Below are 26,936 nucleotides of genomic sequence, written 5' to 3'. Positions count from 1 at the left end.
CTTCGATCCGCCATCTCAAGGGTTCGCAGGCCGAGCGCGACGCCCAGCAGCAGCAGGCGAGCCGGACCAAGCAGATCCTGTCGGCCGCCGGATTGCCGGTGGTGGAATCGCCGACCCATATCGTGCCGCTGCTGGTCGGTGACCCCGAACTGTGCAAGATGGCCAGCGACCGCCTGCTTGGCGTGCACGGCATCTACATCCAGCCGATCAACTACCCGACCGTGCCGCGCGGCACGGAACGGCTGCGCATCACGCCGACACCGTTCCATTCGGATGAGTTGATCGCTGGACTGCAGGATGCGCTGGTCGAGACCTNGGCTGCGCATCACGCCGACACCGTTCCATTCGGATGAGTTGATCGCTGGACTGCAGGATGCGCTGGTCGAGACCTGGGATGCGCTGGGCATTCCCTATGGTTCCGCCGGCCGGCCTTCTGTCGCCAAGAGCGACCGGATCGTGCCGCTGCTGGTGCCCAAGTCAGGCGGCTGAAAGCCCGTTTGAAAAACTCTCCAAGAGAAAACATTGATCAGGCGCAAGGCGCCGATCTCGGCGTAGCTCCAGGATGACGACAAACCTCCAAGGAGCAGACCATGAGCCACATGTCCCAGACGTCTTTTGGCGATTTGAACCACGCCGCCCAGCAGGCTCAACAGTGGGTAAAGGAGCTTGCCAGGGATCTCCGCTGGAGCGAACCAAGTGCTTGCCGACTGTTGCGATGCGTTCTGCACACGCTGCGGGACTGGCTGTCCGAAGCGGAAATGGCTGATCTTTCAGCACAGTTGCCTGTCTTGGTTCGCGGCATGTACTTCGAAGGCTGGAAGCCATCGGCCGCAGCCCATGGTCCTAAGAAGCGCGACTTTGTTCTCAGTGTCCGCAACAGCTTCGGATATGATGAAGATGTGGATTTCGATGTAGCGGTCAACGCGGTTTTCATGCTGCTCGATCGACATATATCGCACGGCGAGATCGTGCAGGTAAGGGCGTCCATGAAGAAGTCGCTTCGTCAGCTGTGGCCAGCGGACTGACCGGTTCCTGGACCGCCGGGCGGTTAGAGACCGGCCGGCATATCGCTGGCTCTGATGCAAAATCAGGCAAGAACAGGAGATCGCATCGATGCTGATCCGCACACTTTCCGTCCTGGAATGTACCAGATTGTTGGGCGCCAACCGCGTGGCCCATCTTGCATGCGCGAAGGACGGTCAGCCCTATGTCGTTCCCCTCCATTACGTTTATTCGGATGCTCATCTTTACGCGTTCTCCATGCCGGGCAAGAAAATCGAATGGATGCGAGCCAATCCGCTGGTGTCTGTTCAGATTGACGAACACGGCGAAGGACGAGGCTGGAGGAGCGTTGTCGCCGATGGCCGTTACGAGGAACTGCCCGACCGGATTGGGCACAAGGTGCAGCGCGATCATGCCTGGGCGCTGCTGAGCAAGCACGCCGATTGGTGGGAGCCTGGCGCTCTCAAACCTGAGAAATCAGAGGTTGCGACCGATCTTCCACACGTCTTCTTCCGTATTTTGGTCGCCACGGTTTCGGGGCGGGAAGCAGTGGACAGCTAGTTTGCTCGGGGCGTCATCCATCGGGCGCAACGGCACACTATCAGGTCGCACGCAACCAACGGCCCAGACATCCCGGCGAACACCTAAGTAGTTTTCCTTAGGGATATAACCGAATTTCGGCGGGCCCGGAATCGCGCGATTGCTGTCTTCGCGGAACAACCGGGAACACAGTCATGTACGCTCAACAAATCGCCAAGATTGAATTGCCATCGCAGCCGAGCCCGTTCGCGCTTCTCGATGGGGCCATGGCACAGCCGGTCAGCTTCTTCCCCGCCGGCACAGAGATCTACGCCCAAGGCGAAAAGGCCGGACCTCTTTACCAGGTCGAATTCGGCGCCGTTCGTGTATACCGGCTGCTGGCTGACGGCCGCAGGCAGATCAGCGCCTTTCATTTGGCCGGAGAAACCTTCGGCTTCGAGGCCGATGCCACACACCATTTCTTCGCCGAGGCAATCGGTGCGACCGGCATTCGCGTTTTCCGGATCGCCTCAACAGCAGATATGTCCAGTCAGTTGCTGCCGCTTGCACTCAAGGGTTTGATCAGGGCCCAGGAGCATCTGCTGGTCCTCGGCCGCCAGAATGCCATCGAACGCGTCGCAGCATTCCTGGTCGACATGGCGGGACGTCAGGGTGGCCTGCGTCAAATCGAGTTGCCGATGTCGCGACTGGATATCGGCGACTATCTCGGCCTCACCATCGAGACGGTGTCGCGGGTCTTCACCCGCCTGAAGGACAAAAGCGCCATTCGCCTGCTCGGCTTGCGGAGCATCGAAATACTGAAGCAGAACATGCTGCTGGAAATGGGTGGATGACACGCGAAAACTGCTGGGCAGAACGCCAGAACCATCGTGCCACCTCGACTTCGATGGCGAGACCGTCAGCAGCAAACTCACCGGGACCGTTCAGCTATCGAGCGGCAAGTTCGCCGTGCTCGAGCAGGCGCACGAGTTCACCCTTGTGCCGTGGCGGCCGGTCACCGACTGCCAGATCGGACGCGAAGTCAACGGCATCGTGCGGGGCGGATCGATGTCCTGGCGGTTGGGACGGCAGCGAGGACTCGGCATTTAGCCCATGGTGCGGTTATTCCGGCAGTCCGGCAGCGACCATCAGGCGCAAGGTGCTTTGTGATGCGACTGGTTGCGGTAAGGAGTCGACATAGTTGGTGTATCTTGCAGGAAAGCATGTGCGGGGGGTGCAGTCGGCTGCTCCGCGTCCGTCCAAGAAAGTCTCGCGATCGCCCCTTGTCGTATTCTCATCCGAGCCAGCGTGAACTTCGCAATGTTTTCGGCCGTTCTCACTGTCTGAGAATGTGCCGGCACGTCGCGGCACTTCCGTGATATTCAGCATTGCCTCCAGCGAGCGACCATATCTCGTCGCAACGATGTTCCCGCAGCGACACCGGTTCCGGGCGTTGCGCTACCCGGCATTAGCGCGCATCTGACGTCGGGATGTGCGCCTCGCGCGCGGCGCCGCTTCGACGATATGTCCATTTGTGGNGCATTAGCGCGCATCTGACGTCGGGATGTGCGCCTCGCGCGCGGCGCCGCTTCGACGATATGTCCATTTGTGGGCAACACAGCGTCTTTGCGCGATCTCGCGTCGGTCACTCGGTGCAACCGCTCGTAGGGCAGCAATTCCTTAATGCGCGCGTCAAGGGTCACGATCTCGGCGCGCAGATCTTCGCATTCCTGCCTCTGGATATCGAGCTGTATCTGGTCTGAAGCCAGTTGCAATGAAAGCTCCGATAGGTTGGTGCTGACCGCCGACAGGTTTTTCTTGTCGCCTTCGCTCTCGGTTTTGAGGGCGACAAGCCTTTCCTCCGCGATCCGGCGCTCGGTCGCGAAATCGTTAACCTGGGTTCTGAGCAGGGTGATCTCGGCGGAGGTTTCGCTGCTGTTGTTGGTTTCCTTCTCCAGCCTCGATCGCAACTCCTCTATCTCGGAACGCAGCCCGCGCATCTCCGCGTGGGCGCGCGCCCGTTCGGCAGCGCTGTCGCTTTCCACGATGCGGGCCGCCTCGGTTGCCTCGGCGAGCTTGGCATGCGTGGTCTCCAGTGACTTCTGCAGCCGGGCTCCTTCCTTCTCGTGCCTGCCAAGTTGCGNCAGCCTCGATCGCAACTCCTCTATCTCGGAACGCAGCCCGCGCATCTCCGCGTGGGCGCGCGCCCGTTCGCCAGCGCTGTCGCTTTCCACGATGCGGGCCGCCTCGGTTGCCTCGACGAGCTTGGCATGCGTGGTCTCCAGTGACTTCTGCAGCCGGGCTCCTTCCTTCTCGTGCCTGCCAAGTTGCGCCAACAGCTCGGCTATGTGCGCGCTTTCGTTGGCGTGAGTTGCCGCGAACTCGTCCAGTTTATGCCGAGCCTCGGTCTCCCGCTTTTGCGCCTGCTCGAGCTCGACCGAAAGGCCGACCTGCCTTTCGCGCAGCAGCTTGTTCTCGCTTGCGCGTCTGTCGACCTCCACGGTTTTGACGGTCAGGGCATTGACGATCTCGCCGAACTGCGTTTCGCGCCTTGCACTCTCATGGCCCATTTCCACCAGCTCGAGCCGTGCCTTCGCAAGCGCTGTACGCAGCGACTCGCGGTCCTGGACTATGCCGGCCTCGCGCTGTTGCCAGACCTCGGCTGCACGGTCGAGTTCGCGCAGCTTGCGGCCGGTGTCGAGCAATTGTTCCGACAAGGACTTGTGTTCCGTGGTCAAAGCGACATTGGCCAGTTCCAACTCGTTGGCCCTCAGGGTATCGCGATGCAGAACGTTCAGAATCTCGCGCGTCATGCGATGCGCGGTGGCTATCTCGGCCAATCTGGTTTCGATCTCTTCCAGGTNCGAGCAATTGTTCCGACAAGGACTTGTGTTCCGTGGTCAAAGCGACATTGGCCAGTTCCAACTCGTTGGCCCTTAGGGTATCGCGATGCAGGACGTTCAGAATCTCGCGCGTCATGCGATGCGCGGTGGCTATCTCGGCCAATCTGGTTTCGATCTCTTCCAGGTGGCCTTGCCCGTCCCGGAAAAGCCCGGCGACGGCCTCCAGGGCAGCAAGCCGGGTCTGTGTGTGCGGTGTCAACCTCACGGACGGCGCGTCGCTTTCGCCTTCAGCAGGGCCAGTGTCCTCGTTTGCCGGCACTTCCGCACCTTCCGAACCCTGCCCATCGGTCGAAAGGCAGTCCTCGATTGCTTCGGCCAGGTCCGATTGGAATTCCTGAAATTCCTTGTCTACGTTCTCGGCCCGCTTGATTAGAGATTTGAAACTCACCACGACACACCCCTTATGCTCACCTTAGGCTGGCCTCCGGGCACACTTAACGAATTGCTAATGTATCGCATCACCTTCCATTCCGAAAGAGGCGGCTGCCATGGCCGAANCTTGCCCGTCCCGGAAAAGCCCGGCGACGGCCTCCAGGGCAGCAAGCCGGGTCTGTGTGTGCGGTGTCAACCTTACGGACGGCACGTCGCTTTCGCCTTCAGCAGGGCCAGTGTCCTCGTTTGCCGGCACTTCCGCACCTTCCGAACCCTGTCCATCGGTCGAAAGGCAGTCCTCGATTGCTTCGGCCAGGTCCGATTGGAATTCCTGAAATTCCTTGTCTACGTTCTCGGCCCGCTTGATCAGAGATTTGAAACTCACCACGACACACCCCTTACGCTCACCTTAGGCTGGCCTCCGGGCACACTTAACGAATTGCTAATGTATCGCATCACCTTCCATTCCGAAAGANGCTCACCTTAGGCTGGCCTCCGGGCACACTTAACGAATTGCTAATGTATCGCATCACCTTCCATTCCGAAAGAGGCGGCTGCCATGGCCGATCCCGACCAAGCCGGCCGCATGGACGAGAACATCGTCATGTTCTTAGGCGCGCGAACCACCCTACGCACCTTGGGTCGACCTTCCGGCTCTAACATTGCTAAAGGCCGTCACCGTGGCTTTGCGGAACGCAGGGAGAGCGACCCCCAACCAACTCTACCGCTAGGACAAACAACTGATCCTGCATTCGGGACTGCAGCGGGTCGCTGAGGCGGCTTGCTGCCATCCCTCGCGATCAGTGCATTATCCGTTGCCACAACCAGGCAAAAAAGCCAGCTCCACCGACCGTCCCGCGCACCCGGGCGCCGGCCCAGCGCGCTTTCATGGTAGCGCCGACGTGGCAATCGCAGACGATGTCGTGGAGTTGCCAGTCGCTCAATTCGAAGAAGCGCTTTGCCTCGCCATATGTGTCGTCCTTCAGACCCGATTCCCGCAGGATCGGATCTTCAAAGGCAACTGTAATCGCGGATCCTTCACAGCGCGCCATGGCCCGTGCTTCCGGGTGCAAATGTTCGGTGCCTGTCAACGCGCCGAGGCATCGCTCGGGGGTCCGTTCGAGAAGTTCAGCCCAACGCGCGATGCGCTGCTGTCGTGTCATTTCGGAATGCGGCGCCGAGAGTTCGATCCTGGCGACGGCTTGCAGCTGGTCGATTGTCTGATGTTTCATGGCCTGCTCCTATTGTTCCTTCGAGAAGCGAACTGGCCTTTCAAGCGTTTGTTCCACGCGCAGCTAATATTTACCGCACCCATTGGAACCGATGGCCCGTTTGCGCGGTTCGGGCACGGTCCCGCAGCCGGCACCCTGCCGCCGCGCGTGGCCCCGATGAACATTCGATGGAGACAGTCATGAAATACTTGATGGGAATAACGGCCACCGCACTGTTTTTGGCGGGCGCCGGCGCAGTTGTCGCGCAGGATGTGGTGATCCAGCCGGAGCAGGAAACCGTTATCAAGGAATATGTGAAGAAGCAGCCGCTTGCGTCGGTCAAAGTACCGGGCGTCGAACTCAATGTGGGTTCGACGTTGCCGGACACCGTCCAACTTCACGAGGTCCCCGACGTTCGATACCGCTACGTGGTGGTCGACAACCAGACGGTCCTCGTCGATCCCGACACGCGTAAGATCGTGAAAGTCATTCAATGAACCCTGGCGGTTCCACCGACTGGTGGAGGTGATTTCGGATGCAAAATCACGGTCGCGAAGCTCTGCCTCGCGACCGTGATTTGTTTTTCGCAGGAGTTCGAACACAGTGGCGCAACGATTCCTTTGTTCTGCGGCCTCCTCGCCGGCCGACCTCACACCGTGATCGCCATTGGTCGTTGATATCAGCTCCATTTCGACGAGCGGATTTTGACGTGCTGCCCTTCCGCGTCGCGCGCAGGGAACAACCCCTTCCGTGGAAAGTTAGTCCACGGCTACACCACCGGTGAGCTTTCACGACAACCTAGGGAGACAGAACCATGGCGACTGCAAAAAGAGCGACGACAAAAGGACTGGAGGCCTTGTTCCTCGATGGGCTGAAGGACATCTACTACGCCGAAAAGAAAATACTCAAAGCCTTGCCCAAGATGGCAAAGGGCGCTGAGTCCGAGGACGTAGCCGCGGCCTTTGAGAAACATCGCGTCGAAACCGAAGGCCAAGTCGATCGCCTCGAGCAGGTGTTCGAGCTTATGGACAAACCGGCTCGCGGCAAAACCTGCCCGGCGATCGATGGCATTCTCGAGGAAGGATCGGAAATCCTTGACGAGTACAAGGGCGACCCAGCGCTGGATGCAGGACTGGTCGGCGCGGCACAGGCCGTCGAGCACTATGAGATCGCGCGCTATGGCACGTTGGTGGCGTGGGCTGAACAGCTTGGCAAAAGTGACATAGTCAAGCTCCTCAAGGATACGTTGAAAGAAGAGGTTGCGACGGACGAAGCGCTTTCCGGATTGGGTGAAGGCGGCGTCAATGAACGCGCCTTGGAACAAGCTGCCTGACCGAAAATCGCTCCGGTGCCAAAGCGCCGGGGCGACTTTCGCGCCCCACCGCCACAAAGCCTCACCGTCAAGGGTCAGGACTCCCTGGCGTAAGGAAGAAACGAGCCTCAGCAGATCGAGGAGAACCATCATGAAGGACAAGACAGCCGATATCGACCACACATTGCCGCAGCTAGCCATCGACGATCGGCAGGTGAGGCAGCTCGCGGCGACGACCGATTTGCCATCCAGGCAGGCCCGCGAACTGGTGCGTCGTCACGGCAACGACCCCAAGAAGCTAGAAGAGTTGGCGAAGTCGATCAACGCGACCGACTGAATCCAGGCAAGATGTCAGTCGGAGATGCATGCCGTTGGCATCAGATTTCGAGCAAGGCATAGGGTCGGCCACTCGGCTTGTCGACATGCATGGCGACGTTGTAGACCTTCGCTCCGCCGGGCGTCTGACCTTCGTAAGAACCGCGATGTGCATGCCCGTGCACGACGGCGCTGACCTTGAACCGATCGATCGTTTCGGCCAGCCGTGAAGAGCCCAGGAATGGGAATATCTCCAGCGGCTCTCCCGCGACGGTGTCGGCTATGGGCGCGTAGTGGAGGATCACCAACGTTCGCTTCGCGCGCACCTGGCGCATCGCATTTTCAAGTTGCATCGCCTCGTTCACGCTTTCCGCGACCATAGCCTTGATCGCCGGCTCGCCGAAGGAGCCGAGCATGCGCGCCCCGAAGCCGCCGACAAAGCCCTTCACGCCAACAAAGCCGACCTGCTCGATTTCGATCGCCTGCCCGTCGAGAAGGCGAACCTCCGCTTGGCGCAATATATTCGTGACATCTTCCACTGCGCCGGACTCATAATCGTGATTGCCGAGCACTCCCACCACCGGGATGGAGCAGTTGCGCAAATCCTCCGCCAGCAGCTCCGCTTCATGCGGCTTGCCGAGATTGGTGAGGTCTCCCGTGAGAACCAGAACATCGGCTTCGCGGGATATCTCGCTGAAAAGGTCGCGGTATGACGCCTGGGCATCTTCGCTGACATGCAGGTCGCCCATCGCGGCAATTCTAAGCGTGCGTACGCCGTCCGCCGTGGAATCCTTGATGTCGTCAACCATCGCGAAATTCTCCCGCGCCGCCGACGCCGGCAAAACCCCACTCCTTGACGTCGATCTCGTAATCGGTTTGCGAAAGCAAGCGCCCACGGCAGATCTTCATCCTTGGAGGCGGCAACTGCCGTTGCTTGGCGAGGCGGTCGAGCAACTCGTCGAGCAGCCAGGCAGGAATATGGTCGCGCTCGCTCGGATAGATCCATCTGAAATTGAGAAGCTGCATCAGCAGCACCTCCCAGTGAACCTCCAGATAGGAAAGCAGCCGGTGCCAATCGACCTGGTCATGCGCCTTGAGGATCGTATGGGCTATGTCGGCGCCATCATGCCGCCCTCTGTCCTGGATGAAGCATTTGGACCAGATGAGCTCGGTCGGGCCGATTACCCTCACCCGGCTGCCCAGCAGCTCGGTTTGGCGGGCGTGTTCCAGCCACTGGTCGCCAACAGGCATCATGCCGTTGGCCGAGCCGAATATGACGTCGAAGAAATGCGTCCCCTTGAACACCTTGCCAAGCCACCGGTCATCTTCGATCTCGACGGCATATCCAAGCTGCTTGAAATGGGCGAGGATCCGGGCATAGTCGCCAGCCTTACAGAAGATATCGAGGTCCTTGGTCTGCCGCATGACGCCCGTATAGGCGCTGACCGCGTAGGTTCCCGCGACCAGAAACGGAATGTCCGTGGCGGTAAGCTCGTGGATTGCTTCCGTGTAGAACACCTCCGCCTCCGCGTTCTTGAGTGTCGGCGCCGCCTTTGGGTCGATCCTGGGAAGCGAAACCAGAACGTTTTCAGGCAATGGATCATTGGTCATGAACGATGACTCCGAATCCGGACAAGCGGCAGTCGCTCGTTGAGTAACAACATGAACACCACCTGGTTCCGCAGTACCGGGAGCGGCGGAATTTTCAGCTCGTTCAATATCGGGAATTCGGCTGGCGCTTGATCGTCGCTTCGGCGTAACGCGGGGTCGCGCCTTGCAATTCGGCTGCAACGGCTTGCCGATGCCGTCACAGAAACAAGATCAAGCCCACCCGCTCGGGGTGGGCTGTGGAAGTTCCTGCTCCTAGCGGTTCTTATGGCTCTGTTGGCCGGCTTTGACATGTTGTTCATGCGTGCCGCCGCGGGTGCCGGACCCATCGCCCTGCTGCCGCTGATCGCCGCCAGCTGCCTGCTGCTGCTGGCGACCTTTGTTTTCCATGTTCTTGTGGCTCTGCTGGCCCGCCTTCACATGCTGCTCGTGACTACCACCTTGGTTAGGCATTGTTCTTCTCCTTACTGTTCAACGAGGCGACAAGTGCCTCGGGAATCTAAGGAAATTGAAGGCTGAATGTTCCCAGCAGTAACACTTCGTGAAGCCTCGTCCTCGGTAAATGCAGCCACGCCTCCCCGATCAAGGCCGATTGATCGCCCGAGCGCTGTCGCGATCGGTCTCGTCAGGGATATATTCGCCGGCATTGGCATCGAAGCCGGTCCAGCCGCCAGCCTCGTAAGCCCTGCGACGTTCGGCAAGGTCGACCGATCTGGATTGTCCCAGAATCTCCTCGGCGTTAGCAACGAGTTCATCGTCCACTTTGGCCGTAACCAACGTGCCGCCGCGGCGTACGCCCTCTGCGTATACGTGTGCGTCCTTTTCAGGCACCCCGGCCCCCGTCAAACCGCCGACAATGCCTCCGACCGCGCCGCCGGCCACCGCCCCGGCAACGACACCGGTCGCGGTGGCGGCGAGCCACCCTGCCGCGACCACAGGTCCTATGCCCGGAATGGCCATGACCCCCAGCCCTGTCAGCAATCCGCCGGCACCGCCGATCACGGCTCCAATTCCAGCGCCTGCCCCAGCATCCTCGGCAGCCTCCGAACGGTCGGCATCGTACCAGTCGTCCGAATTGTTAGCGACGATGCTGATGTTCGCATGCGGGACGCCCGTGGCTTCCAGTTCGCGGACCGCGTCGGCCGCATCGTCATAGTTGTCGAACAATCCAGTTACCGTTTTCATCTGATTTCTCCTGATCCCGTGCTCACTTGCTGGCGACGACGTTGCCCTGATAGTCCAGGCCGACGGCGAGGCTTTCACCTGCCTTCGTTGCCTGCCCACGCCAGATCCCTTGGTCGTCCTTGGCAAGCTTCGATACGTTGGTGTAGCCCGCACCCTCGATGCGGCTCTTGGCCTGGGCTTCGGTGAAGCTGTTTGCGCCGGGGACGAGGGCGGCGGCGTTGGGCGTGTTGTCGGTCTTCACCGCCGGAGTTGTCGCTCCGGTGATGGAATCTTGCCGGGCAGCGATCTTTTCGATCATCTGCCGGTGCATCTTCAACGTATCGACCGTTTGCTGGGCGAACGTTTTCAGAGCCGGGTTGTCACCCGTGCTGGCATAATCCTCGAACAGCTTGACGGCCTCGTCATGCGCTTTGCGCTGCATGTCGACATAGGCTGGATCGATCGGTGCCTGCCCATTCTTGAGCTTGTCCAGATCGGCTTGGTGCTGGGCATCGAGCGCCGCCGGCACTTTTAATTTCTGTTCGCCGGCGACCGCCTGCAGCTTGGTGTTGGCCGCGCCGTGATCGCGGATCATCATCTGTGCGAAATCCTTGATGCTCTGGTCCTGGACCTTGTTCAGCGCAAGCTGGCTCGAGTCGACTTCGAATTTGCCGCCGACCGCAGCCTTGTCGACGAAGTCCTGGGCGCTGTCGGCAGCGAAGGCGGGCATTGCGAAAACAATGGAAGCGACTGTGAGCGATGCGAGAAGGTGTCGTGTTTTCATTGGCTTTGTCCCTGTCGGTGCGCGAATTTGCGATGCCTCCTAACAAGCCAAGATGCGCTTTGTTCCGATGCCGAGACGACATGCCGGCGCACCCGCCAACACCACGATCTCGGCCCTCAATCTCTGCCTGAAGCACGTCGCGTCGAAACGGATTCAAGGGAAGCGCATTGGGTGTCCATGCATGTCGTTCTCCTCACTTTTGGGCGACATGCGTCATCCCGAGACAGGAGGAGAACGCATGCCATCTCGACCCGAGGGATTTACAATCGCTTTGGCCTACAGTGGGGATGCGCGAACACAGGCCGCCGAGGCGCTTTATCAACACAACATTGCACGGACCGGGATCGATGACCGGGCTGTCATTGGAGCGGAGCTGCGTGACGCCTCAGGAAAAGTCTGGGGCGGGCTTTGGGGTAGAACGGAACTCGGGCTCCTGTTTCTCGACATGTTCTTCCTGCCCGAGCAATTGCGTGGCCGATCCTTCGGATCGCAGCTTCTCGGCGCGATCGAGGAGGAAGCCATCAGACGGGGCTGCAAAAAAGCCGTCGTGGAGACGAGCAGTTTCCAGGCACCGCTCTTCTACATGCGGCACGGGTTTGAGGAATTCGGCAAAGTGGAGTTCGCAATTCCAGGGCATGCACGCATCTTCCTTCGCAAGGACCTGCTGTAGGTATTGGGACAGGGCGCGCATGGGATGGCCATCGGCTAACTGCAAACTCCAGGTGCTCTGGAACAAATCGACGATTGCGGAGTTAAAGGGGCGCGTCGCCACGGGCAGTATTGCAGCGATGGGTGCTGGCAGCGATGGGCAGATTGCAGCGAATAGAGTGCATTCCCTGGAGAGGCATGTGCGTACGGGACATTTCAGAAAGCCGATTGTCATTCAGCCTGGCCGCATAGACCGGGACAGGGTTGTGGTTTCGGTGTCCGATGCGGCCGAAGTGTTGTTGCGGGACTGGCCAAAGCCAACATCCGAAAGGCGTCTTGCCGCGATCAGGGCATGCCTTGCCGTGATGCGAGGCGAAAAGCCTCCCAGGGTCGCACGACAGGCCTTTATCGTTGCGGCCAAGGACGCCCGGATTCTGCTCGGCGACCAGATTTAGCCTTGCGGCCAGCACGCCCAGGCTTCGCCGGCACCTGCAAGTCTGGCAGAGTCCGACCTGAAAGAGAGACTATGGCCAAGGTGTCAAATCCTACCGTTTCCGGCAGAGGCGAGATTCAGGCGGGAGCGACGCGGGACAAAACGCCGGGCTTCGATCCCGCCATTGCCCCGCTGGAGACCGATGCCGAGGCGGCTAACACCCAAAACCCGACTTCCAAGACAAGTCCGCCACGCTCGCGCCCAAAATTCGAAAACGATGCCAGCTTCGCCAATGCGATGCGGCCGGTTGAGAGCGAACCAGAGCTGCGGCCTCACAGTAACTGGCCGCTCTTGGTGATCGCGGCTGTCGTCTTGATAGCAGCCGCGGTTTTTCTGGCGGCAAGCATGTTGCGCTGAAAGTATTCACGACGATGCAGTGCGACTGTCTATTCCTCGAGATCGGGTGCGCTCTTCATGCCTGAGAGTTCGGTCATCGGACACAGCAGCCGCGGCCGCGTCGGGTCGGAGATGTCGAGCTTGTCCCAGGGAATGCGGTATAGGCCGTCGCGGCGACGCAGCCGAAAAAGATCCAGCATCGCCACGCCTATGGCCGACGCCGAAAGACGCTCGAACGCAGCGTAGACGCCGACATGGAATTCGGTGACAACGAAATCGTCGCCATCCCGCTCGGCGCGAATCTCCTCGATGTAGCCGATGTTCTTGCCCCGCTGCGAGCGTACGCTTCGTCCCGCCAGATGCTCGAGATTGACGGTGGTCATTATCAGGCTCCCGGAATGCGTCCGATGACGTGATCGCGCAACCAGTCCTGCCAGGCGAAAATCGATGTCTCGCGCACATCGATGTCGAATTCGATATCGACGCCAATATCCCTGACCTTGTCCCAGTCGATCCGATGCGGCTCACCATGCCGCTTGCCACCCAGCTTTGCCGCGAGTTGCGCCATCCATCGCCCAGGCCGTGCTCCAAGGCGACGCGCCAAGGTGATGGAGCCGAGTTCGATCGCAACAATCCTAGGCGGTTTGCCCGGCCGCAGCTCCGCCACCAGGCCGTCGACCTTGCCGATCTTGACCTGCTCGCGGTCGACCACCTGCTTGTCCAGGAGATCACGCAGCAACTTCATCATGTGCCTCCGAATATCTGCAGCGGGATGGTCACCACGGCCAGCACGAAGCCAAGCGCGATGATGAAGATGACCGCGGCATTCGAGATAATGCCGTTTCGATGCTCGCCGACATAGCGTTCGTCGTTCAGCAGAAACAGGAATGGAACCACCGTCAGCGGCAGGCTGGCCGCCGTCAGCGCCATCGAGAAGATGGTGAGCCTCAGGGGATCGAGGCCAAGCGTGATTGGGATGGCGGCAAGCAACAATGACACCGTGTAGACGGCGCTGAAGCCCGGATCGTCGCGCGGCTTGCGATCCTCGCCCCAATTCCAGCCGAAACCTTGGGCGACCAGGTAAGCCTGCTGCAGTCCGACTTCGAGGGCAGCACCGAAGCAGGCAATGGCGAGAGAGGCCACGAACAGAACGAAGCCCCAGAAGCCGAATATCGGGATCAGCATCAATGGCAACTGGTGATAGTCGTCGACCTGGTCGATGCCGTGCGTCGCCAGCACGAGAGCGGCCACGATCAGCACGCCGATCGAAATGGTGCCGCCGAAGCTCATCCCCAGTCCCGCTATGGCCCGATTGGCCCCGAGATAGCTCCTGTCCCATTGATCCTCGATAGCCCCGGAGGAATAGAACATGAACAGGTAGGGCGATATGGAGGCACCGAGAATGCTGACCGCCATGAACCAGTAGTTGGCGGCATCGTGGGCCGGCAGCGAAGGCACGGCGGCAGCAGCGACCGCTGTCCAATCGGGTTTCAGCATCACGGCGCCGACGACGAAACACAGCGTCACCAGGCCGAGGATCGATACGCCTTTCTCGATGAAGCCGAACGTGCCTTTCCAGAGCAGCAGCCATGCCAGGAAAGCCACCGGCAGCGCCCACCACTGGAAGCCGATGCCGGTGGCAAGTTCGAGTGCAATGGCAGCGCCGCCGATCTCGGCGGAAAGCACCATGAAATTGACCAGCAAGGCGGCAAGCAGCGGCCACAGAAAGACATTGAAGCCAAACCTTTCGCGGATGCCGTCGGAGATCGTGTGCTGGCTCACGGCCGCGAAACGGCCGGCCATTTCCACCAGAAAGATGATGCAGATGGTGCCGAGAACCACCGCCCAGATCAGCTGGAAACCGAAAGTCGCGCCTGCCTGCGCCGCCGTCGCCATCGATCCAACTTCGAGGAAGCCGCCAACGCTGGTAACGACGCCGAGCGATATTTCCACGAGCTTCTTCATGACTTCGGCGCGAAATATCTGGCATAGGCCGTGCTCAGCGAGCGCGAAGCCAGCCGAAGATCCTGCTGCGCATTTTGGACCTCTGTCCGGTTGCCGGCCTGCAATCCCGCCTGGGCGCGGGCCACCGCGACGGACAAATCCTTGACCGCTGCCGTCAAGGCAGCTTGCTCGGCGGGTTCAGCCGTGCCGGCTGATCGGATCTGCGCCTCGGCATCGGCCAGCGTCCTGCTGATCGATCGCAGTGTGCCGGCCGTGTATGCGGACGGCGCCGCCCCTGCCATCCAGGCTTCAAGCGTCATCGACACGGTCTGCGCAGATGACGCCGCCGTTCGTGATTGCTGTTCGACCTGATCGGAAGACGAGCATCCCGCCGAGGCGCCCAAGAACAGCACAAGGCACGAACAAACCAGCCTGAAATCACGGCCGCTGAAGATTAAGGCCGGCGTTTGGTACGCCACAAGAACAGCCTCCCCTGAGCCGAACGAAGAAATGTTCGAGGTAAGTTGATCTAGAGCGCGTGCCCGTCGACGCAAGGCCCCGATCCGACGGCATGGATGCAAAGCACATGGGACCGCGACGGGTACCAGCCGGCTAAGACAGAAAGCAATGCAAGCGGAACAAAGGATCGCTTGCTGGATTAGGAGGAGGCGAGCCGGCTCTCCCCTGCTCGCCGCATCGGTGCGAACGGACTGCCGGAATGGAGGAATCGCAATGCCTCGTCTCATAGCCTGGATAGCGATCGTGGCAGTCGTGGTCATCGCGGCCTGGTTGTGGTTTGGCAGCCGTGAGGCGAGCAACGGTGTGGGGAGCCAGCCTGCGCCTCATGCGATAGACCAGAACGGGTAATTCGGGTCGGCGATCCTACTCGGCCCCGCTGTCGGACGCTTCGATCTTGTATTCGTGGATCAGGCCGAGAATCTGGCTTTTGACTGTCTCGCGCGCTTCAGGCTGGATGAAAGGCATCAGCCGGTCGACGGTTTCCACGGCCTCCCGCGGCAGATCCGCCACCGCATCGGTGAACTGGCTGCCATGTTCATACAGATTGTCCGTCAGTTTCTTGTCGAGGTCGGAAAGGATACCCATGACGCCTTTGGCCTGTTTGGGGTCAACTCAAGAACGAGTTCTCGATCACTGTCCCGGCATTTCGGTGTTTTCCTTGGGATTTTTCTGAACGCCGGCAGCCGGCGAAGTATCGGCAGGGGCGTTGCCGCCTTGATTCTGCTCTGGCGTCCGTTTCAACGGCGAGGTGTGCCAGCCCATATCGAGGAAACGGGCTCCAATAAGGATGCCGGCGATGATGATCGCGGCCACCACAAGCGAGATAATTTGGTTGCGTCGCACCATCGTCCGGCTCCTTGCGTGCCGAACAGCCAATGATGAAAATAGTTCCACAAGCCGCTGGGTTTGCTTGATCGGCTTTCGCTGGTGCCAGCCCAAGCTACTGGCTAGGTCCGGATTGAGCGCGGCCGCGATCGTGCCAGCGACATTGTCTTCGCTGGCTAGGGGGAACAATCAACGATCGGCGCGGTTTGGTGTGCATTCGCGAGGACCACCTGCCATGAAACCCGCCGTTACCGATCATGTCGAAATCAAGAAATACGACCATCCGACGGGCGGCTGGGGATCCCTGTCCTCCCTGATCCGCAAGGCGTATGGCGAGGGCCTGCTGATGTCGGGAATTTGGAGCACCCTGCTCAAGCAGAACAAGGCGGACGGCTACATGTGCGTTTCCTGCTCGTGGGCCAAGCCGGCCGAGCCGCGGCCCTTCGAGTTTTGCGAAAATGGCGCCAAGGCGACCATGTGGGATCAGACAAAGCTGCGTTGCGGCCCCGATTTCTTTGCCCGGCATTCGGTCACCGAACTGCTGGATTGGCCGGATCGCGATCTGGAGAAGCAAGGCAGGCTGACGGATCCGCTGCGCTACAATCCGGTCACCGACCGCTATGAGCCGATTTCGTGGGACGAAGCCTTTACCGAGATCGGCATGGAACTTCGGCGCCTCGATCCGAAGTCAGTCGTCTTTTATACATCCGGCCGGGCCTCGCTGGAGGCTTCGTTCCTATATCAGCTTTTCGCGCGCATCTACGGTTCGTCCAATCTGCCCGATTCATCCAACATGTGTCACGAATCGACTTCGGTCGGCCTTCCCGAATCGATCGGTTCGCCGGTCGGGACCGTGCAACTCGAAGACTTTGCCCAATGCGACATGATGTTCTTCTTCGGCCACAACACCGGCGTGACGGCGCCGCGCCTGTTGCACCCGCTGCAGGAGGCTCGTGAACGCAATGTACCGGTGTTCACTTTCAACCCCTTGCCGGAGCGAGGGCTCAAGCGCTTCAAGAACCCGCAGGATCCCGTTGACATGCTATCGCCGGGACCCGGCACCAAGATGTCCAGCGACTTCTTCCAGGTCCGCAGCGGCGGCGATATCGCCGCCATGACCGGCATCGCCAAGGCCGTGCTCGCTCTCGATGATGCGGCCCGCGAACAGGGAAATTCACGTGTCCTCGATGTCGAGTTCCTCGCCGAGCATACGCACGGCTTTGCCGAATTCGAGGCCTATCTGCGCGCGGCCAAGTGGGATGACATCGTCACCCGATCGGGCATCGCGCGGCCGGACCTGGAGCGTGTCGGAGAGGTCTACAGTCGGTCCAACGCGGTGATCGGCAACTACGGCATGGGTCTGACGCAGCACAGGCATGGCACCGAGAACGTGCAGATGTTGTGCAACCTCTTGCTGATGCGCGGCAACATGGGGAAACCCGGCGCCGGCATTTCACCACTGCGGGGTCATTCCAACGTCCAAGGCCAGCGCACCGTCGGCATATCCGAGAAGCCCGAACTCGTCCCACTCGACAAATTCTCGGAATTTTACGCCTTCGAGCCCCCGCGCGAGAAGGGGCTGGATACCGTCGAGACCTGCGAAGGCGTCATCGCCGGCTCGGTGAAAGGCTTTGTCGGATTGGGTGGCAATTTCGTCCGCGCCGTGCCGGAAACCGGCCTGGTCGAAAAAGCCTGGCGGGGACTTCGCCTGCATGTCGAGATCGCCACCAAGCTCAACCGCAGTCATCTCTTCCCCGGGGCAGTGACATATCTGTTGCCCTGCCTGTCCCGGCTGGAAAGAGATCGGCAGGCCAGCGGCGACCAGACCGTTTCCATGGAGGATTCGACCGCCTGCATCCATGGTTCGTTTGGATCGCGCCCGCCAGCTTCGGCAAATCTGCTTTCGGAACCGAAAATCGTCGCCGAGCTTGCCAAGGCTACCGTGCCAGGCATGAGCTCGATCCCCTGGGACAAGTGGATTGCCGACTATTCTCTCATTCGCGACGAGATCGAGCGCTGTTTTCCGCAGCATTTTCGCCAGTTCAACAAACGGTTCCTGACACCCGGAGGCTTTCACCGCGATATCAAGGCTTCGAAAAGAATCTGGGAAACACCGAACAAGAAGGCCAATTTCAAGCTGCCGACGACGCTGGAAACAAACCCCGATATCGATGTCTCGGGCCGCAATGTGCTGACGCTGATCACCGTGCGTTCCAATGACCAGTTCAACACGACCGTCTACGGCTACAATGACAGGCTGCGCGGCATTCACGGCACACGCATGGTGCTGCTGATGAACGAGGCCGACATCCAGCGGTTCGGATTGACCGCCGGGCAACAAGTCGATCTCGAGACGCATGCCGATGACGGTGTCGAACGACGCGTGCGCGGCTTGCGCGTGACACCCTATTCCGTGCCTCAGGGCAACTGTGCCGGCTATTATCCGGAGCTCAATCCTTTGGTGCCGCTGTGGCATCGCGCCAAGAAAGCCCACGTGCCAGCCGTCAAGTCCGTTCCCGTGAGAATTCTTGGCTGAGACCAAAAGTCTCTCAAGCGGCAAAGACGTGCGCGGTTAAAATCTCGTCGGCGTCATGGCAGTTGGACAAGCAGCAGTCGCCAGTTTAGCCCCCGCTCGGTTTGGGCGACGCCGGCTGGGCTGGCTGCGTGCCCTGCTGGTCTCCGCCGGTGGTGGTCTGTGGTGTGGGATTGGTGTCCGTCGTCGGATTTTTGTCAACCGGCTGGCTATTGACATTGTCGGTCTTGGATTTGACCGGATCGGTGTTGTTGTTGCACCCCGCCAGGAAGAGCAACGCCAAGGATGCTAGCAACGCTGCTCTCATGCCAATTCTCCTTCATTGAGTTCGGGGAGTTCGGACGAAGCAGCTGGGAGTTCGGGCGAAGCAGCTGGCAAATGACCTATTCGGTCGAACCGCACCGAAAGCCCCTGTTTAACAGCAAATTCGGCCAGCAAATGGTCTAGGGCGATGTCCTCGATCGGGCTCTGGACCACTTGGCGAATGGCCTTGCAGGCCAGCTCGGTCGAGACGAAATCATATCGCTTGCTTCTGGCGAGAACGTATTGTTCGACCAGCATCTTAACGCGCCTGAGCGCGATTTCTTCCGCGTATTGCATCTCTGCTTCTTCTCCTCCGTGCCGAACTACCGGACCGGCAGGATGTTCCCGCCCTTTGCAGGAGGTTCCCGTGCAGGATGTTCCCGCCTTTGATTGAGAAACGCATTCCCTCAGAAGCATCAAAGCCCGCGCCTCCCTAAAGGGAACAGCGCGGGCTGATCAGGCCAGCGGCGGGCCCGATCGCGCAGCGTCAGAGATGGGAGGACAACAACGCCGCATGATGTCGAACTTGGATCGGCTTCGCTTGTTCCAGCTTGAAAGAATTAATTGCGAACCGACTTCGATAAGCGCGCGAGACCCTCACCATGCTTGGCGTGTCGACGGGTCGACGAAATCGCCGAGCACGCCCCCCAAACTGAGTGACGATCAGGCGCGGTAAGCCGTCCGAGGCATAAGGATGTCACGGAACATTCGCGGCCGCCGGTGGTTCGGCGAGGACGAAAATCGGAGGATACAATGGCAATCGCCAAATTGGCTGTGGTGACCGGGGCCTCCAGCGGCATCGGCAAGGAACTAGCCAAACTATGCGCAAAGGACGGCTACAATCTCATCATAGCCGCCGATGAACCCGCTATCCAGCAGGCCGCCGAGGCACTCGCTTCGCACGATGTTGCGGTCGAAGCCATCGAGGCCGATCTGGCGACCGTGGAGGGTGCCGACCAGTTGATCTCCCGGATCGGCGATCGCGACATCGACCTTCTGTTCCTCAATGCCGGACGCGGGCTTGGCGAGGGGTTCGTCGATCAGGACTGGAAAAAGGTCCGCCGCATCATCGACACCAACATCACAGGAACCGTCTATCTGGCGCATGAACTTGGCGCCAGGATGGCCCGGCGCGGGCGCGGACGCATCCTGTTTACGGGATCGATCGCCGGTTTCATGCCCGGTACTTTCCAGGCTGTCTACAACGGCACCAAGGCGTTCATAGACTCCTTCGCGATCGCACTGCGCCATGAACTGCAGGGCACCGGCGTCACGGTCACGGTGCTGATGCCCGGCGCCACGCAGACGCGGTTCTTCGAACGAGCCGAAATGATGGACACCAAGGTCGGCACCGACGAGAAAGACAACCCGGCCGACGTGGCCAGGACCGGCTACGAAGCCATGATGGCGGGCGAGGAACAAGTCGTCAGCGGCTGGAAGAACAAGCTGCAGGTTGCCGCCGCGCATGTCACGCCGGCGGGCACGCTGGCCGAACAGCATCGCAAGATGGCCGAGCCGGGTTCGGCCGCCAAGGATTGATCATTCGATTTCACCGAGTGGCCGACTGCGTCCCCGAAATGCCCCTTGACCTTTTCGCACGCGACGTCCGCCCGTCGATCTTCTTCCAACTCAGGAGCATATGATGAAGGCGCTCACATGGCACGGCAAAGGCGATATACGATGCGACCAGGTCGCCGATCCCGCCATCGAGGATGATCGTGACGTCATCATCAAGGTCACCTGCTGCGCCATATGCGGCTCGGACTTGCATTTGATGAACGGCTACATGCCGACCATGGAATCCGGCGACGTGCTCGGCCACGAGACCATGGGCGAGGTGGTGGCCGTCGGTCGCGGCCATTCCAAGTTCAAGAAGGGCGACCGGATCGTGGTGCCGTTCAATATCTCTTGCGGCGAGTGCTGGTTCTGCACGCGCGGGCTGTTCTCGCTTTGCGACCGGTCCAATCCCAACGCCAAACAGGCGGCGGAAGTGATGGGACAGTCGCCGGCCGGCCTGTTTGGCTATTCGCACCTGGTCGGCGGCTATTGGGGCGGACAGGCTGAATATCTGCGCGTGCCCTTCGCCGACGTCGGCCCGATCAAGGTGCCGGACGGGATTGACGACGAGCAAGTGCTGTTCCTATCCGACATTTTTCCGACCGGCTATATGGCGGCCGAGAACGCGGGCATCGAGCCCGGCGATACCGTCGCCATCTGGGGCTGCGGCCCGGTCGGCCAGTTCGCCATCCAGAGTGCGTGGATGCTCGGCGCCGGACGCGTCATCGCGATCGACAAGGTTCCGGAACGACTGGCCATGGCGCGCGAGCATGGCAAGGCCGAGACACTCGATTTCAGCAATTCCGACATTTATGACGCCCTTATGGCGATGACCGATGGCCGCGGCCCGGATCGCTGCATCGACTGCGTCGGCACCGAGTCCGATCCCGGCGCGAGTGCCGACGCCATGCTCGACAAGGTCAAGGCTGCCGTCTACCTCGGCACCGACAGGCCGCATGTGTTGCGCGAGGCAATCTATTGCTGCCGCAAGGGCGGCACCGTTTCGGTTCCCGGCGTCTACATCGGTCTTGTCGACCATATCCCTTTCGGTGCGGCGATGAACAAGGGCCTGACTTTCAGGATGGGTCAAACCCATACGCAACGTTATCTCGAGCCGCTTCTGGCCAAGGTCCAGAACGGCGAGATCGATCCATCCTTCGTGATCACGCACAAGGCCGACCTCGAAGCCGGCCCTGATCTCTACAAGACCTTCCGCGACAAGCAGGACGGCTGCATCAAAGTGGTGATGCGGCCACATGGCTGAGGTGTCGGCATCCTTCACCGGATCTGCCTTGCGCAAGTCCGCTGCCACAGGTGGGAATCACCGCTACAGGCGGTTCCGGAACTTTCGGCAGTGGCGGTGGTTGACCTGCAGAACAAATCTACGGCGACGAGAGCGCCGCACCCTGCCCACTGCAAGGAAAGAGGCTGTCATGAGCAACGAGAATTCCACATCCAAGCCCGGCGTCCGAACTCCGAACGTCGGTGGCCTGCCGCACCCGCGACGGGATGCCAACGCTACCGACGCCGGCGCAAAACCGCTGACGCCAAAGACCGCCGGTGCATCCCGACCATCGAGTGCTCCACTGGACAATCCTGTGGCCAATCGAAACACGGGACGGCCACGTCAGGCGAGCACCACGCCTCGGCCTACCGATAAGCCGCTGGATTGAGCGCGGCGAGTCGGCCGCCTGAAATCATGACGGTTTCCCGGCTGCGCGAACCGATGCCAAGTCAGCCACGGCGGTGAGAAGGTCAGCTTCGCTCGCCGGTTTGGGGATAAATTTGCAGTTTCGGAAGGGCCCGGGAACGTCACGCGGCCCAAATCCGGTCATGAACGCGAAGGGGGTGCCGCGAGCCAGCAGCCTTTCCGCGACCGGCAGGCTCGTTTCGCCGTTCAATTGAATGTCCAGCAACGCTAAGTCGACCTGGTTCGCGTCGACAAGCCCAAGCGCCGCGGCAACCGACGAAACCGGGCCAACCACCTGATAGTTCGCCATCCGCAAGCGAGACGCAGTTTCTTCCGCGATCAGCCATTCGTCCTCGACGACCAGAACGCGTGCGCTCTTGCTCACGATGGCTCCTTGCCGTTGGCCGGAAAAGCCAGGTGGACGCTGAGACCGTCCCTTTCAAAAGCAGTCTCGACGTGGCCGCCGAGCCTGTAACCGATCTCTCCCTGCAGCAGGGTCAGACCAAAGCCGTTGTTCGAGGGCGCTTTGACGGCAGGCCCGTCCTTCTCTCGCCAGCCAAACGTGAAACTGTCGTGCTCGATCGACCACTGCACGTCGACCTTGCCGTCGGCTTTTGACAAAGCGCCGTATTTGGCCGCGTTGGTGGCCAGTTCATGGACGGCCATACTGAGGGAAAGCCCCTGTTGCGGGCCAAGTTTCACATCCTCGCCGTGAAGTTCGATGCGCTCGATGCCGAAAGGTTCGAGTTCCTGCTGGAGAAGTTCCCTAACAGAGGCTTCCTTCCACCTCTCCCGGGTCAGCAGCCCATAGGCCCGCGACATGGCATGCAGGCGGCCGATCAACGCATCGGCGAAATCATCCTTCGTAGAGGAACTTTCCCGCGTGCGGCTGGCAATGCTGGCAATTACCGCCAGCATGTTCTTGACCCGATGGTTGAGTTCCGAGATGAGCACCTGCTGATGCTCTTCCGCCTGTGCCAGCGTGGTGACATCGACAAGGGTCACCACCACGCCCTGGATTCGGTTGCCCTTGTCCCGGTAAGGATTGATGCGGACCATATGAAAAAGGCCCCTGGCATCGCGCGCAAGGTGGTGGTTCAGGACCTCGCCCGTCTCGAACACCTTGTCGATATGCTGCTTCAACTCGGGATAGTCGAGCTGGCTCGACAGATCCGTCAGCGGCCGGCCGACATCGGAGGGGCGCAGGCTGAAAAAGGATGACGCCGCCGGCGTGAAGGTGCGGACCACAAGGTTCCGATCGAGGAAAATGGTCGCGATGTCCGTGCTTTCGAACAGATTGCGCAGGTCGCCATTGGCATGATCGAGCTCTTCAATCTTGGCCGTCAATTCGGCGTTGATCGTGTTGAGCTCTTCGTTGAGCGACTGCATCTCCTCCTTCGAGGCTTCAAGTTCCTCATTGGTCGATTGCGCCTCCTCATTGACGGAGACGAGCTCCTCGTTCGAGGACTTCACTTCTTCGAGCGCGGTCTCGTATTCCTCGATGGTCGATTGCAGGCGTTCCCTGGTATCGCGCAGTTCCCGCTCAAGATCGGCGGTATTATCGCTGTCATGGCTGCCGCCTTCTTCGTCAGAGCGGGCCAGCGTCGGGCCGGACGGCTCGAAGAGAACAAGGTAAAGGGGTTCGCCATTGCCGCGTTCGGCGAGCGGCTCGATCGTCAGCCTGATCGGCTGAACCCGTTCGTCATCTTCCTCCACGGCGAGGTTTTCCCGCACCACTGTGCGGCGCGTTGTCGTCGCTTCGCGCAAAGCAGCGCGCAGGTCCAGCCGCAGTCCACGCCGTGCCATCGTCAGCAACTGCCGGCTGGGGATTCCCTGCGGCGCCTCGAGATATCTTCCGGTCCTGCCCGAATAGTAGACGACATCGCCCTCGGCGTTGACCAGGACGTGCGGTGGCGCGAACCGTTCCAGCACCTGCGCTTCTACCGCCTGCCGTAGGGGATAGCCGACAAGCCCCTTCTTCGTGCCAGCGCTTTCGGGTGGAAAGACATTGGAATGGCTTTCCCCGATCAGGCCCGGCAGTCTGATGTGCGGCGAGGCATGCTCCCGCGCCTGGAATATCCGGTGTTTCTTGTCGACGGTTGCGAACAGGTTGTCGTGCTGCCCGACGCTTTCGGAGGTGCCGAGGAAAAGATAGCCGCCGGGCTTCAGCGCGTAGTGGAAGACAGGGATGACACGGTTTTGGATGGTCGGGCCGAAGTAAATCAGCAGATTGCGGCAGGAAACCAGGTCCATCCGTGAGAAGGGTGGATCGCGAATGACGCTATGCGGCGAGAAGATGCACAGTTCACGGATCTCATTGCTGATGATGTAGCTTTCGCCATCGCCGTTGAAAAACCGTTGTTTGCGTTCCGGAGAAAGACCTTGCAGCAAGGCTTCCGGATAGCGTGCCGCCCGCGCCACCGCCAGCGCCGGCTCGTCTATGTCGGTGGCGAATATCTGGACGCGCGGAACGGCCGTCAGCGTCCCCATGTGTTCACGCAGCAGAATGCCAATGGAGAACACCTCCTCGCCGGTGGCGCAGCCGGGAACCCAGACCCTGACGGTATCGCTGGCAGTCTTGCCTTCGAAAAGTTGCGGTATGATCTTTCGCTCGAGCAATTCGAACGCATCGGGATCGCGAAAGAAGTTGGTGACATTGATCAAGAGGTCGCGAAACAGGTTCATTACCTCGCGAGCATCCTTCTTCAGCCAGTCGATATAGGCGCTGATGGAATGGACCTGGGCGATCTGCATGCGCCGCTTCACACGGCGCAGGAATGTCTTGGTCTTATAGCCCGAGAAATCGTGGCCGGAGTGGCTGCGCAAGATCCCGTATATCTGTTCTCGCACCTTATCGATGTCGGCCGTATGGTCGCCATCTTCGTCCGCCAGCCCGTCCAGCGTGTCGAAGCCGCGGGCGAAAGCTTCCAGCTTCGCACCGATCTCCTCGGCGGGCACGGCGACGTCGACGAGCCCGCTGGCAATGGCGCTCTGCGGCATATCGGGATTGCGCGGCCCATAGCCGTCCGCCGCTTGCGCGACGGTAAACCCACCCCGCTCCTTGATCGCTTTGGCGCCCAATGTTCCATCGGAGTCGCCGCCGGACAGTATAACGCCAACGGCATATTCGGCTTGGTCTTCAGCCAGTGCGCTGAAAAATATATCGATCGGCTTTCGCTGCTGCGTAAGTCCATTGGGCCGGCACAGGCGCAGCACACCCTTTTCAATGGCCAATGTCACGTTTTGCGGCATCACATAGACGTGGTCGAGTTCAACGGCCATCCCGTCCTCGGCCACCATCACTGACATTTCGGTGTAGCGGCTGATGACCTCGTGCAACAGGCTTTCCCGCTTGGGGCTGAGATGCGTGATGATGACGAAAGCCATGCCAGGCTGGCTGGTCACGCCTTTGAACAAACCCTCCATCGCGGGGATGCCACCCGCGGACGCGCCGACGCCGACGATGGGAAACCTTTTCGGCTGGGCTGTCACGGCACGTCCCCCTTTCGCCTGGTCCGACATCCTCAAAGGTCGGATCAGACAGGACATAACCATATAGCGCGCAAATAGGATGGAACAAGTCGCCCCCAACGACGTTGAGCGCCGTATCCATGGCGGGCTCAATGACAAAACGCTCTTCTGATATAAGGCTCCTCGCCCCAACGGTGTCTAGGGCTTCAGAACCACCAGGCTGCTCCGACGCAGGGCCCGTCCCGGATCGCATTCTGGTGCTTGCGAAACGATTGCAGGCCGCCTTGGACGACCGAACTCTGGAAGAAAATTCGGAGCAGCCTAAACTCCGTTTGAGGAAAGGATGACGACGTGCGCGATCTGCGCGGGCTGCGTATCCTGATTGTCGAAGACGAATGGATGATTGCCGGAGATCTTGCGCGGTTCTTCAGCAATATGGGCGCTATCGTTCTTGGGCCTGCAGCGACCGTGGAACAGGCTTCCAAACACACCGAGGCGGCTGAAGCCGCGATCCTCGATGTCAACCTCAACGGCAGCAGGGTGTTTCCGATAGCGGACGAACTGATGCGCCGCGGAGTGCCTTTCGTATTCTTCAGTGGTGACAACCACATCGCCATTCCCGATCATCTGCGCTACGCCAGCAATTTGCGGAAGTCCTCAGGAAACCAGGCCGTTTTCAATGCCCTCTTTCCGCAGGCACCCGGGCGGCCCGGCCCCATACTGGACACCTCCGACGACGTGTTCGCGCTTTTGCCCAAACTGCGACTTGCGGCGCGTCTCTTGCTGGGAGATGTCGATGCGTCCGACCGGCTCGTCGAAAAGACGCTCGAGCAGGCGATCCGGGATGTCGATCGCAGACAGCTTGGACAGTCCACCGAAAACTGGCTCAACGGGATCATGCGAGAGGTGGCTAAAACCCGCGGCGCAAAACTCATGCATTAGTTTGCCCCTCCAACGGAAGTTCAGCCAAGGCCCGCCGCGACCGCCCACCGCGCCGTAAACCTGGCCGGTGTAATTCCTAAAAGCTCGTTGGCCCTGGTTCAGCGGCCGAAGCAACTGGGCCCTCAATTGTTCCACCGCATCTGAAAAAATTTACCTGAGATTCAGTTCAGGCAAATGAGCCCACTGGACGTGCGGCATCAGCGCTTCTGATTGCGCTCGACGAACTTGTTGAAACGGCTGGCTTGTCCGTCGCCGGTCTTGGCTTGATAGAGAAAAGCCAGATCGTTCTCGTCGAATATCCGAAAGAACTCGTCCCATTCGATGGACTCGAATGCTTCCTCGGGGTCGCCGAAGTCGATCCGCAGAATGCCGCCCTCGCCTTTGGTGCGCACCACGGCCGGCCGCCCATCCCGCTCCTCGGCCCATTTGCGGATTTCGTCGTGATTGGTGGTCGTTTGCGACTGGGACATTGAAAATCTCCTTTG

General features: G+C 60.2%; 32 protein-coding genes and 2 pseudogenes. 16 read left to right on the top strand and 18 right to left on the bottom strand.

The window, feature by feature from the left end; translation table 11 throughout:
• The 5 genes and pseudogenes from X743_RS0136940 to X743_RS0136935 form a co-directional block, all read left to right on the top strand.
• A pseudogene (locus X743_RS0136940) lies at positions 1-489 on the top strand (aminotransferase class I/II-fold pyridoxal phosphate-dependent enzyme); the annotation flags it as partial.
• Positions 490-590: 101 nt separating this feature from the next.
• Entirely contained in the window at positions 591-1,025 is a 435-nt protein-coding gene (locus tag X743_RS144010) for a DUF2267 domain-containing protein (protein ID WP_023768172.1), read from the top strand.
• An 88-nt stretch (positions 1,026-1,113) separates the two neighbouring features.
• The gene (locus X743_RS144015; protein WP_023768171.1) at positions 1,114-1,563 is read left to right on the top strand and encodes a pyridoxamine 5'-phosphate oxidase family protein; all 450 of its coding nucleotides are present in this window, start codon (positions 1,114-1,116) and stop codon (positions 1,561-1,563) included.
• Between the two features lie 173 nt (positions 1,564-1,736).
• Positions 1,737-2,375 carry a helix-turn-helix domain-containing protein gene (locus tag X743_RS144020; RefSeq protein ID WP_023768170.1) on the top strand — a complete coding sequence of 213 codons (639 nt, stop codon included), beginning with the start codon at positions 1,737-1,739 and terminating at the stop codon, positions 2,373-2,375.
• A gap of 52 nt (positions 2,376-2,427) precedes the next feature.
• Positions 2,428-2,631, top strand: a pseudogene (locus X743_RS0136935) (DUF3363 domain-containing protein); the annotation flags it as partial.
• A 272-nt stretch (positions 2,632-2,903) separates the two neighbouring features.
• Here X743_RS0136935 and X743_RS1000000169995 read toward each other — a convergent pair.
• Positions 2,904-4,361 carry a hypothetical protein gene (locus tag X743_RS1000000169995; RefSeq protein WP_023768168.1) on the bottom strand — a complete coding sequence of 486 codons (1,458 nt, stop codon included), beginning with the start codon at positions 4,359-4,361 and terminating at the stop codon, positions 2,904-2,906.
• A 109-nt stretch (positions 4,362-4,470) separates the two neighbouring features.
• On the opposite strand from X743_RS1000000169995, the gene X743_RS144025 reads away from it, so the two are divergent.
• The gene (locus X743_RS144025) at positions 4,471-4,797 is read left to right on the top strand and encodes a hypothetical protein (RefSeq protein ID WP_023768167.1); all 327 of its coding nucleotides are present in this window, start codon (positions 4,471-4,473) and stop codon (positions 4,795-4,797) included.
• Between the two features lie 799 nt (positions 4,798-5,596).
• On the opposite strand, the gene X743_RS144035 is transcribed toward X743_RS144025, so the two are convergent.
• Positions 5,597-6,028 carry a hypothetical protein gene (locus X743_RS144035; RefSeq protein ID WP_023768165.1) on the bottom strand — a complete coding sequence of 144 codons (432 nt, stop codon included), beginning with the start codon at positions 6,026-6,028 and terminating at the stop codon, positions 5,597-5,599.
• A gap of 179 nt (positions 6,029-6,207) precedes the next feature.
• On the opposite strand from X743_RS144035, the gene X743_RS144040 reads away from it, so the two are divergent.
• The 3 genes from X743_RS144040 (at position 6,208) to X743_RS144050 (ending at position 7,656) form a co-directional block, all read left to right on the top strand.
• Positions 6,208-6,504 (top strand): DUF1236 domain-containing protein, encoded by a 297-nt coding sequence (locus tag X743_RS144040; protein WP_031258407.1) that lies wholly within the window; start codon positions 6,208-6,210, stop codon positions 6,502-6,504.
• 317 nt (positions 6,505-6,821) lie between these two features.
• Positions 6,822-7,340 carry a ferritin-like domain-containing protein gene (locus tag X743_RS144045; protein WP_023768163.1) on the top strand — a complete coding sequence of 173 codons (519 nt, stop codon included), beginning with the start codon at positions 6,822-6,824 and terminating at the stop codon, positions 7,338-7,340.
• A 130-nt stretch (positions 7,341-7,470) separates the two neighbouring features.
• Complete coding sequence (locus X743_RS144050) at positions 7,471-7,656, top strand: hypothetical protein (RefSeq protein ID WP_023768162.1); 186 nt, start codon at positions 7,471-7,473, stop codon at positions 7,654-7,656.
• 40 nt (positions 7,657-7,696) lie between these two features.
• Here X743_RS144050 and X743_RS144055 read toward each other — a convergent pair whose 3' ends face one another.
• From X743_RS144055 to X743_RS144075, 5 genes are all read right to left on the bottom strand, one after another.
• The gene (locus tag X743_RS144055; protein WP_031258405.1) at positions 7,697-8,443 is read right to left on the bottom strand and encodes a metallophosphoesterase; all 747 of its coding nucleotides are present in this window, start codon (positions 8,441-8,443) and stop codon (positions 7,697-7,699) included.
• The gene (locus tag X743_RS144060) at positions 8,436-9,245 is read right to left on the bottom strand and encodes a nucleotidyltransferase family protein (protein ID WP_023768160.1); all 810 of its coding nucleotides are present in this window, start codon (positions 9,243-9,245) and stop codon (positions 8,436-8,438) included. The genes X743_RS144055 and X743_RS144060 overlap by 8 nt, the downstream gene beginning before the upstream one ends.
• A 252-nt stretch (positions 9,246-9,497) precedes the next feature.
• Positions 9,498-9,695, bottom strand: a complete 198-nt coding sequence (locus X743_RS144065) for a hypothetical protein (protein ID WP_031258404.1) — start codon at positions 9,693-9,695, stop codon at positions 9,498-9,500.
• A 129-nt stretch (positions 9,696-9,824) separates the two neighbouring features.
• Positions 9,825-10,427 (bottom strand): general stress protein, encoded by a 603-nt coding sequence (locus X743_RS144070; RefSeq protein ID WP_031258402.1) that lies wholly within the window; start codon positions 10,425-10,427, stop codon positions 9,825-9,827.
• Between the two features lie 22 nt (positions 10,428-10,449).
• Positions 10,450-11,190, bottom strand: coding sequence for a DUF4142 domain-containing protein (locus X743_RS144075; protein ID WP_031258400.1), 741 nt, complete (start codon positions 11,188-11,190; stop codon positions 10,450-10,452).
• A 181-nt stretch (positions 11,191-11,371) separates the two neighbouring features.
• Between X743_RS144075 and X743_RS144080 the strand changes: the two genes are divergently transcribed.
• The 3 genes from X743_RS144080 to X743_RS144085 all read left to right on the top strand — a co-directional run bounded on the left by X743_RS144080 (position 11,372) and on the right by X743_RS144085 (position 12,688).
• Complete coding sequence (locus X743_RS144080; RefSeq protein WP_245264312.1) at positions 11,372-11,860, top strand: GNAT family N-acetyltransferase; 489 nt, start codon at positions 11,372-11,374, stop codon at positions 11,858-11,860.
• 19 nt (positions 11,861-11,879) lie between these two features.
• Positions 11,880-12,293, top strand: coding sequence for a DUF982 domain-containing protein (locus X743_RS1000000173630; RefSeq protein WP_023768155.1), 414 nt, complete (start codon positions 11,880-11,882; stop codon positions 12,291-12,293).
• 71 nt (positions 12,294-12,364) lie between these two features.
• Positions 12,365-12,688, top strand: a complete 324-nt coding sequence (locus tag X743_RS144085; protein WP_023768154.1) for a hypothetical protein — start codon at positions 12,365-12,367, stop codon at positions 12,686-12,688.
• Positions 12,689-12,717: 29 nt separating this feature from the next.
• On the opposite strand, the gene X743_RS144090 is transcribed toward X743_RS144085, so the two are convergent.
• The 6 genes from X743_RS144090 to X743_RS144110 form a co-directional block, all read right to left on the bottom strand.
• On the bottom strand, positions 12,718-13,050 hold the full coding sequence (locus X743_RS144090) for a hypothetical protein (RefSeq protein ID WP_023768153.1): 333 nt from the start codon (positions 13,048-13,050) through the stop codon (positions 12,718-12,720).
• A 2-nt stretch (positions 13,051-13,052) separates the two neighbouring features.
• Entirely contained in the window at positions 13,053-13,412 is a 360-nt protein-coding gene (locus X743_RS144095; RefSeq protein WP_023768152.1) for a hypothetical protein, read from the bottom strand.
• Complete coding sequence (locus X743_RS144100) at positions 13,412-14,632, bottom strand: Nramp family divalent metal transporter (RefSeq protein WP_023768151.1); 1,221 nt, start codon at positions 14,630-14,632, stop codon at positions 13,412-13,414. The genes X743_RS144095 and X743_RS144100 overlap by 1 nt, the downstream gene beginning before the upstream one ends.
• Positions 14,629-15,165 carry a hypothetical protein gene (locus tag X743_RS0136920; RefSeq protein WP_245264311.1) on the bottom strand — a complete coding sequence of 179 codons (537 nt, stop codon included), beginning with the start codon at positions 15,163-15,165 and terminating at the stop codon, positions 14,629-14,631. The genes X743_RS144100 and X743_RS0136920 overlap by 4 nt, the downstream gene beginning before the upstream one ends.
• A gap of 328 nt (positions 15,166-15,493) precedes the next feature.
• On the bottom strand, positions 15,494-15,715 hold the full coding sequence (locus X743_RS144105; protein WP_023768148.1) for a hypothetical protein: 222 nt from the start codon (positions 15,713-15,715) through the stop codon (positions 15,494-15,496).
• 45 nt (positions 15,716-15,760) lie between these two features.
• Positions 15,761-15,976 (bottom strand): hypothetical protein, encoded by a 216-nt coding sequence (locus X743_RS144110; RefSeq protein ID WP_023768147.1) that lies wholly within the window; start codon positions 15,974-15,976, stop codon positions 15,761-15,763.
• A 214-nt stretch (positions 15,977-16,190) separates the two neighbouring features.
• On the opposite strand from X743_RS144110, the gene X743_RS144115 reads away from it, so the two are divergent.
• Positions 16,191-18,491 (top strand): FdhF/YdeP family oxidoreductase, encoded by a 2,301-nt coding sequence (locus X743_RS144115; protein ID WP_023768146.1) that lies wholly within the window; start codon positions 16,191-16,193, stop codon positions 18,489-18,491.
• Between the two features lie 85 nt (positions 18,492-18,576).
• On the opposite strand, the gene X743_RS144120 is transcribed toward X743_RS144115, so the two are convergent.
• Positions 18,577-18,795: a hypothetical protein gene (locus X743_RS144120; RefSeq protein WP_031258393.1), complete on the bottom strand. Its 219-nt coding sequence runs from the start codon at positions 18,793-18,795 to the stop codon at positions 18,577-18,579.
• Positions 18,792-19,088 carry a hypothetical protein gene (locus X743_RS144125; RefSeq protein WP_023768144.1) on the bottom strand — a complete coding sequence of 99 codons (297 nt, stop codon included), beginning with the start codon at positions 19,086-19,088 and terminating at the stop codon, positions 18,792-18,794. The genes X743_RS144120 and X743_RS144125 overlap by 4 nt, the downstream gene beginning before the upstream one ends.
• Before the next feature lie 456 nt (positions 19,089-19,544).
• On the opposite strand from X743_RS144125, the gene X743_RS144130 reads away from it, so the two are divergent.
• Both X743_RS144130 and X743_RS144135 read left to right on the top strand, forming a co-directional pair.
• Complete coding sequence (locus X743_RS144130) at positions 19,545-20,330, top strand: SDR family NAD(P)-dependent oxidoreductase (protein ID WP_023768143.1); 786 nt, start codon at positions 19,545-19,547, stop codon at positions 20,328-20,330.
• Between the two features lie 103 nt (positions 20,331-20,433).
• Complete coding sequence (locus X743_RS144135; RefSeq protein ID WP_031258390.1) at positions 20,434-21,612, top strand: zinc-dependent alcohol dehydrogenase; 1,179 nt, start codon at positions 20,434-20,436, stop codon at positions 21,610-21,612.
• Between the two features lie 433 nt (positions 21,613-22,045).
• Here the strand turns inward: X743_RS144135 and X743_RS144140 are convergent, their stop codons facing one another.
• Together X743_RS144140 and X743_RS144145 are read right to left on the bottom strand one after the other, a co-directional pair.
• Entirely contained in the window at positions 22,046-22,423 is a 378-nt protein-coding gene (locus X743_RS144140) for a response regulator (RefSeq protein WP_023768141.1), read from the bottom strand.
• The gene (locus tag X743_RS144145; protein ID WP_023768140.1) at positions 22,420-25,560 is read right to left on the bottom strand and encodes a CheR family methyltransferase; all 3,141 of its coding nucleotides are present in this window, start codon (positions 25,558-25,560) and stop codon (positions 22,420-22,422) included. Before X743_RS144145 ends, X743_RS144140 begins: the two co-directional genes overlap by 4 nt.
• A 300-nt stretch (positions 25,561-25,860) precedes the next feature.
• Here X743_RS144145 and X743_RS144150 point away from each other — a divergent pair, with 300 nt between their 5' ends.
• The gene (locus tag X743_RS144150) at positions 25,861-26,451 is read left to right on the top strand and encodes a response regulator (protein WP_023768139.1); all 591 of its coding nucleotides are present in this window, start codon (positions 25,861-25,863) and stop codon (positions 26,449-26,451) included.
• Positions 26,452-26,648: 197 nt separating this feature from the next.
• On the opposite strand, the gene X743_RS144155 is transcribed toward X743_RS144150, so the two are convergent.
• Positions 26,649-26,921, bottom strand: a complete 273-nt coding sequence (locus X743_RS144155; protein ID WP_023768138.1) for a hypothetical protein — start codon at positions 26,919-26,921, stop codon at positions 26,649-26,651.
• Positions 26,922-26,936: the final 15 nt, after the last annotated feature.

The organism is Mesorhizobium sp. LNHC232B00 (assembly GCF_000502435.1).
GTDB lineage: Bacteria > Pseudomonadota > Alphaproteobacteria > Rhizobiales > Rhizobiaceae > Mesorhizobium > Mesorhizobium opportunistum.
This window is presented reverse-complemented; position numbering and strand designations above follow the sequence as displayed.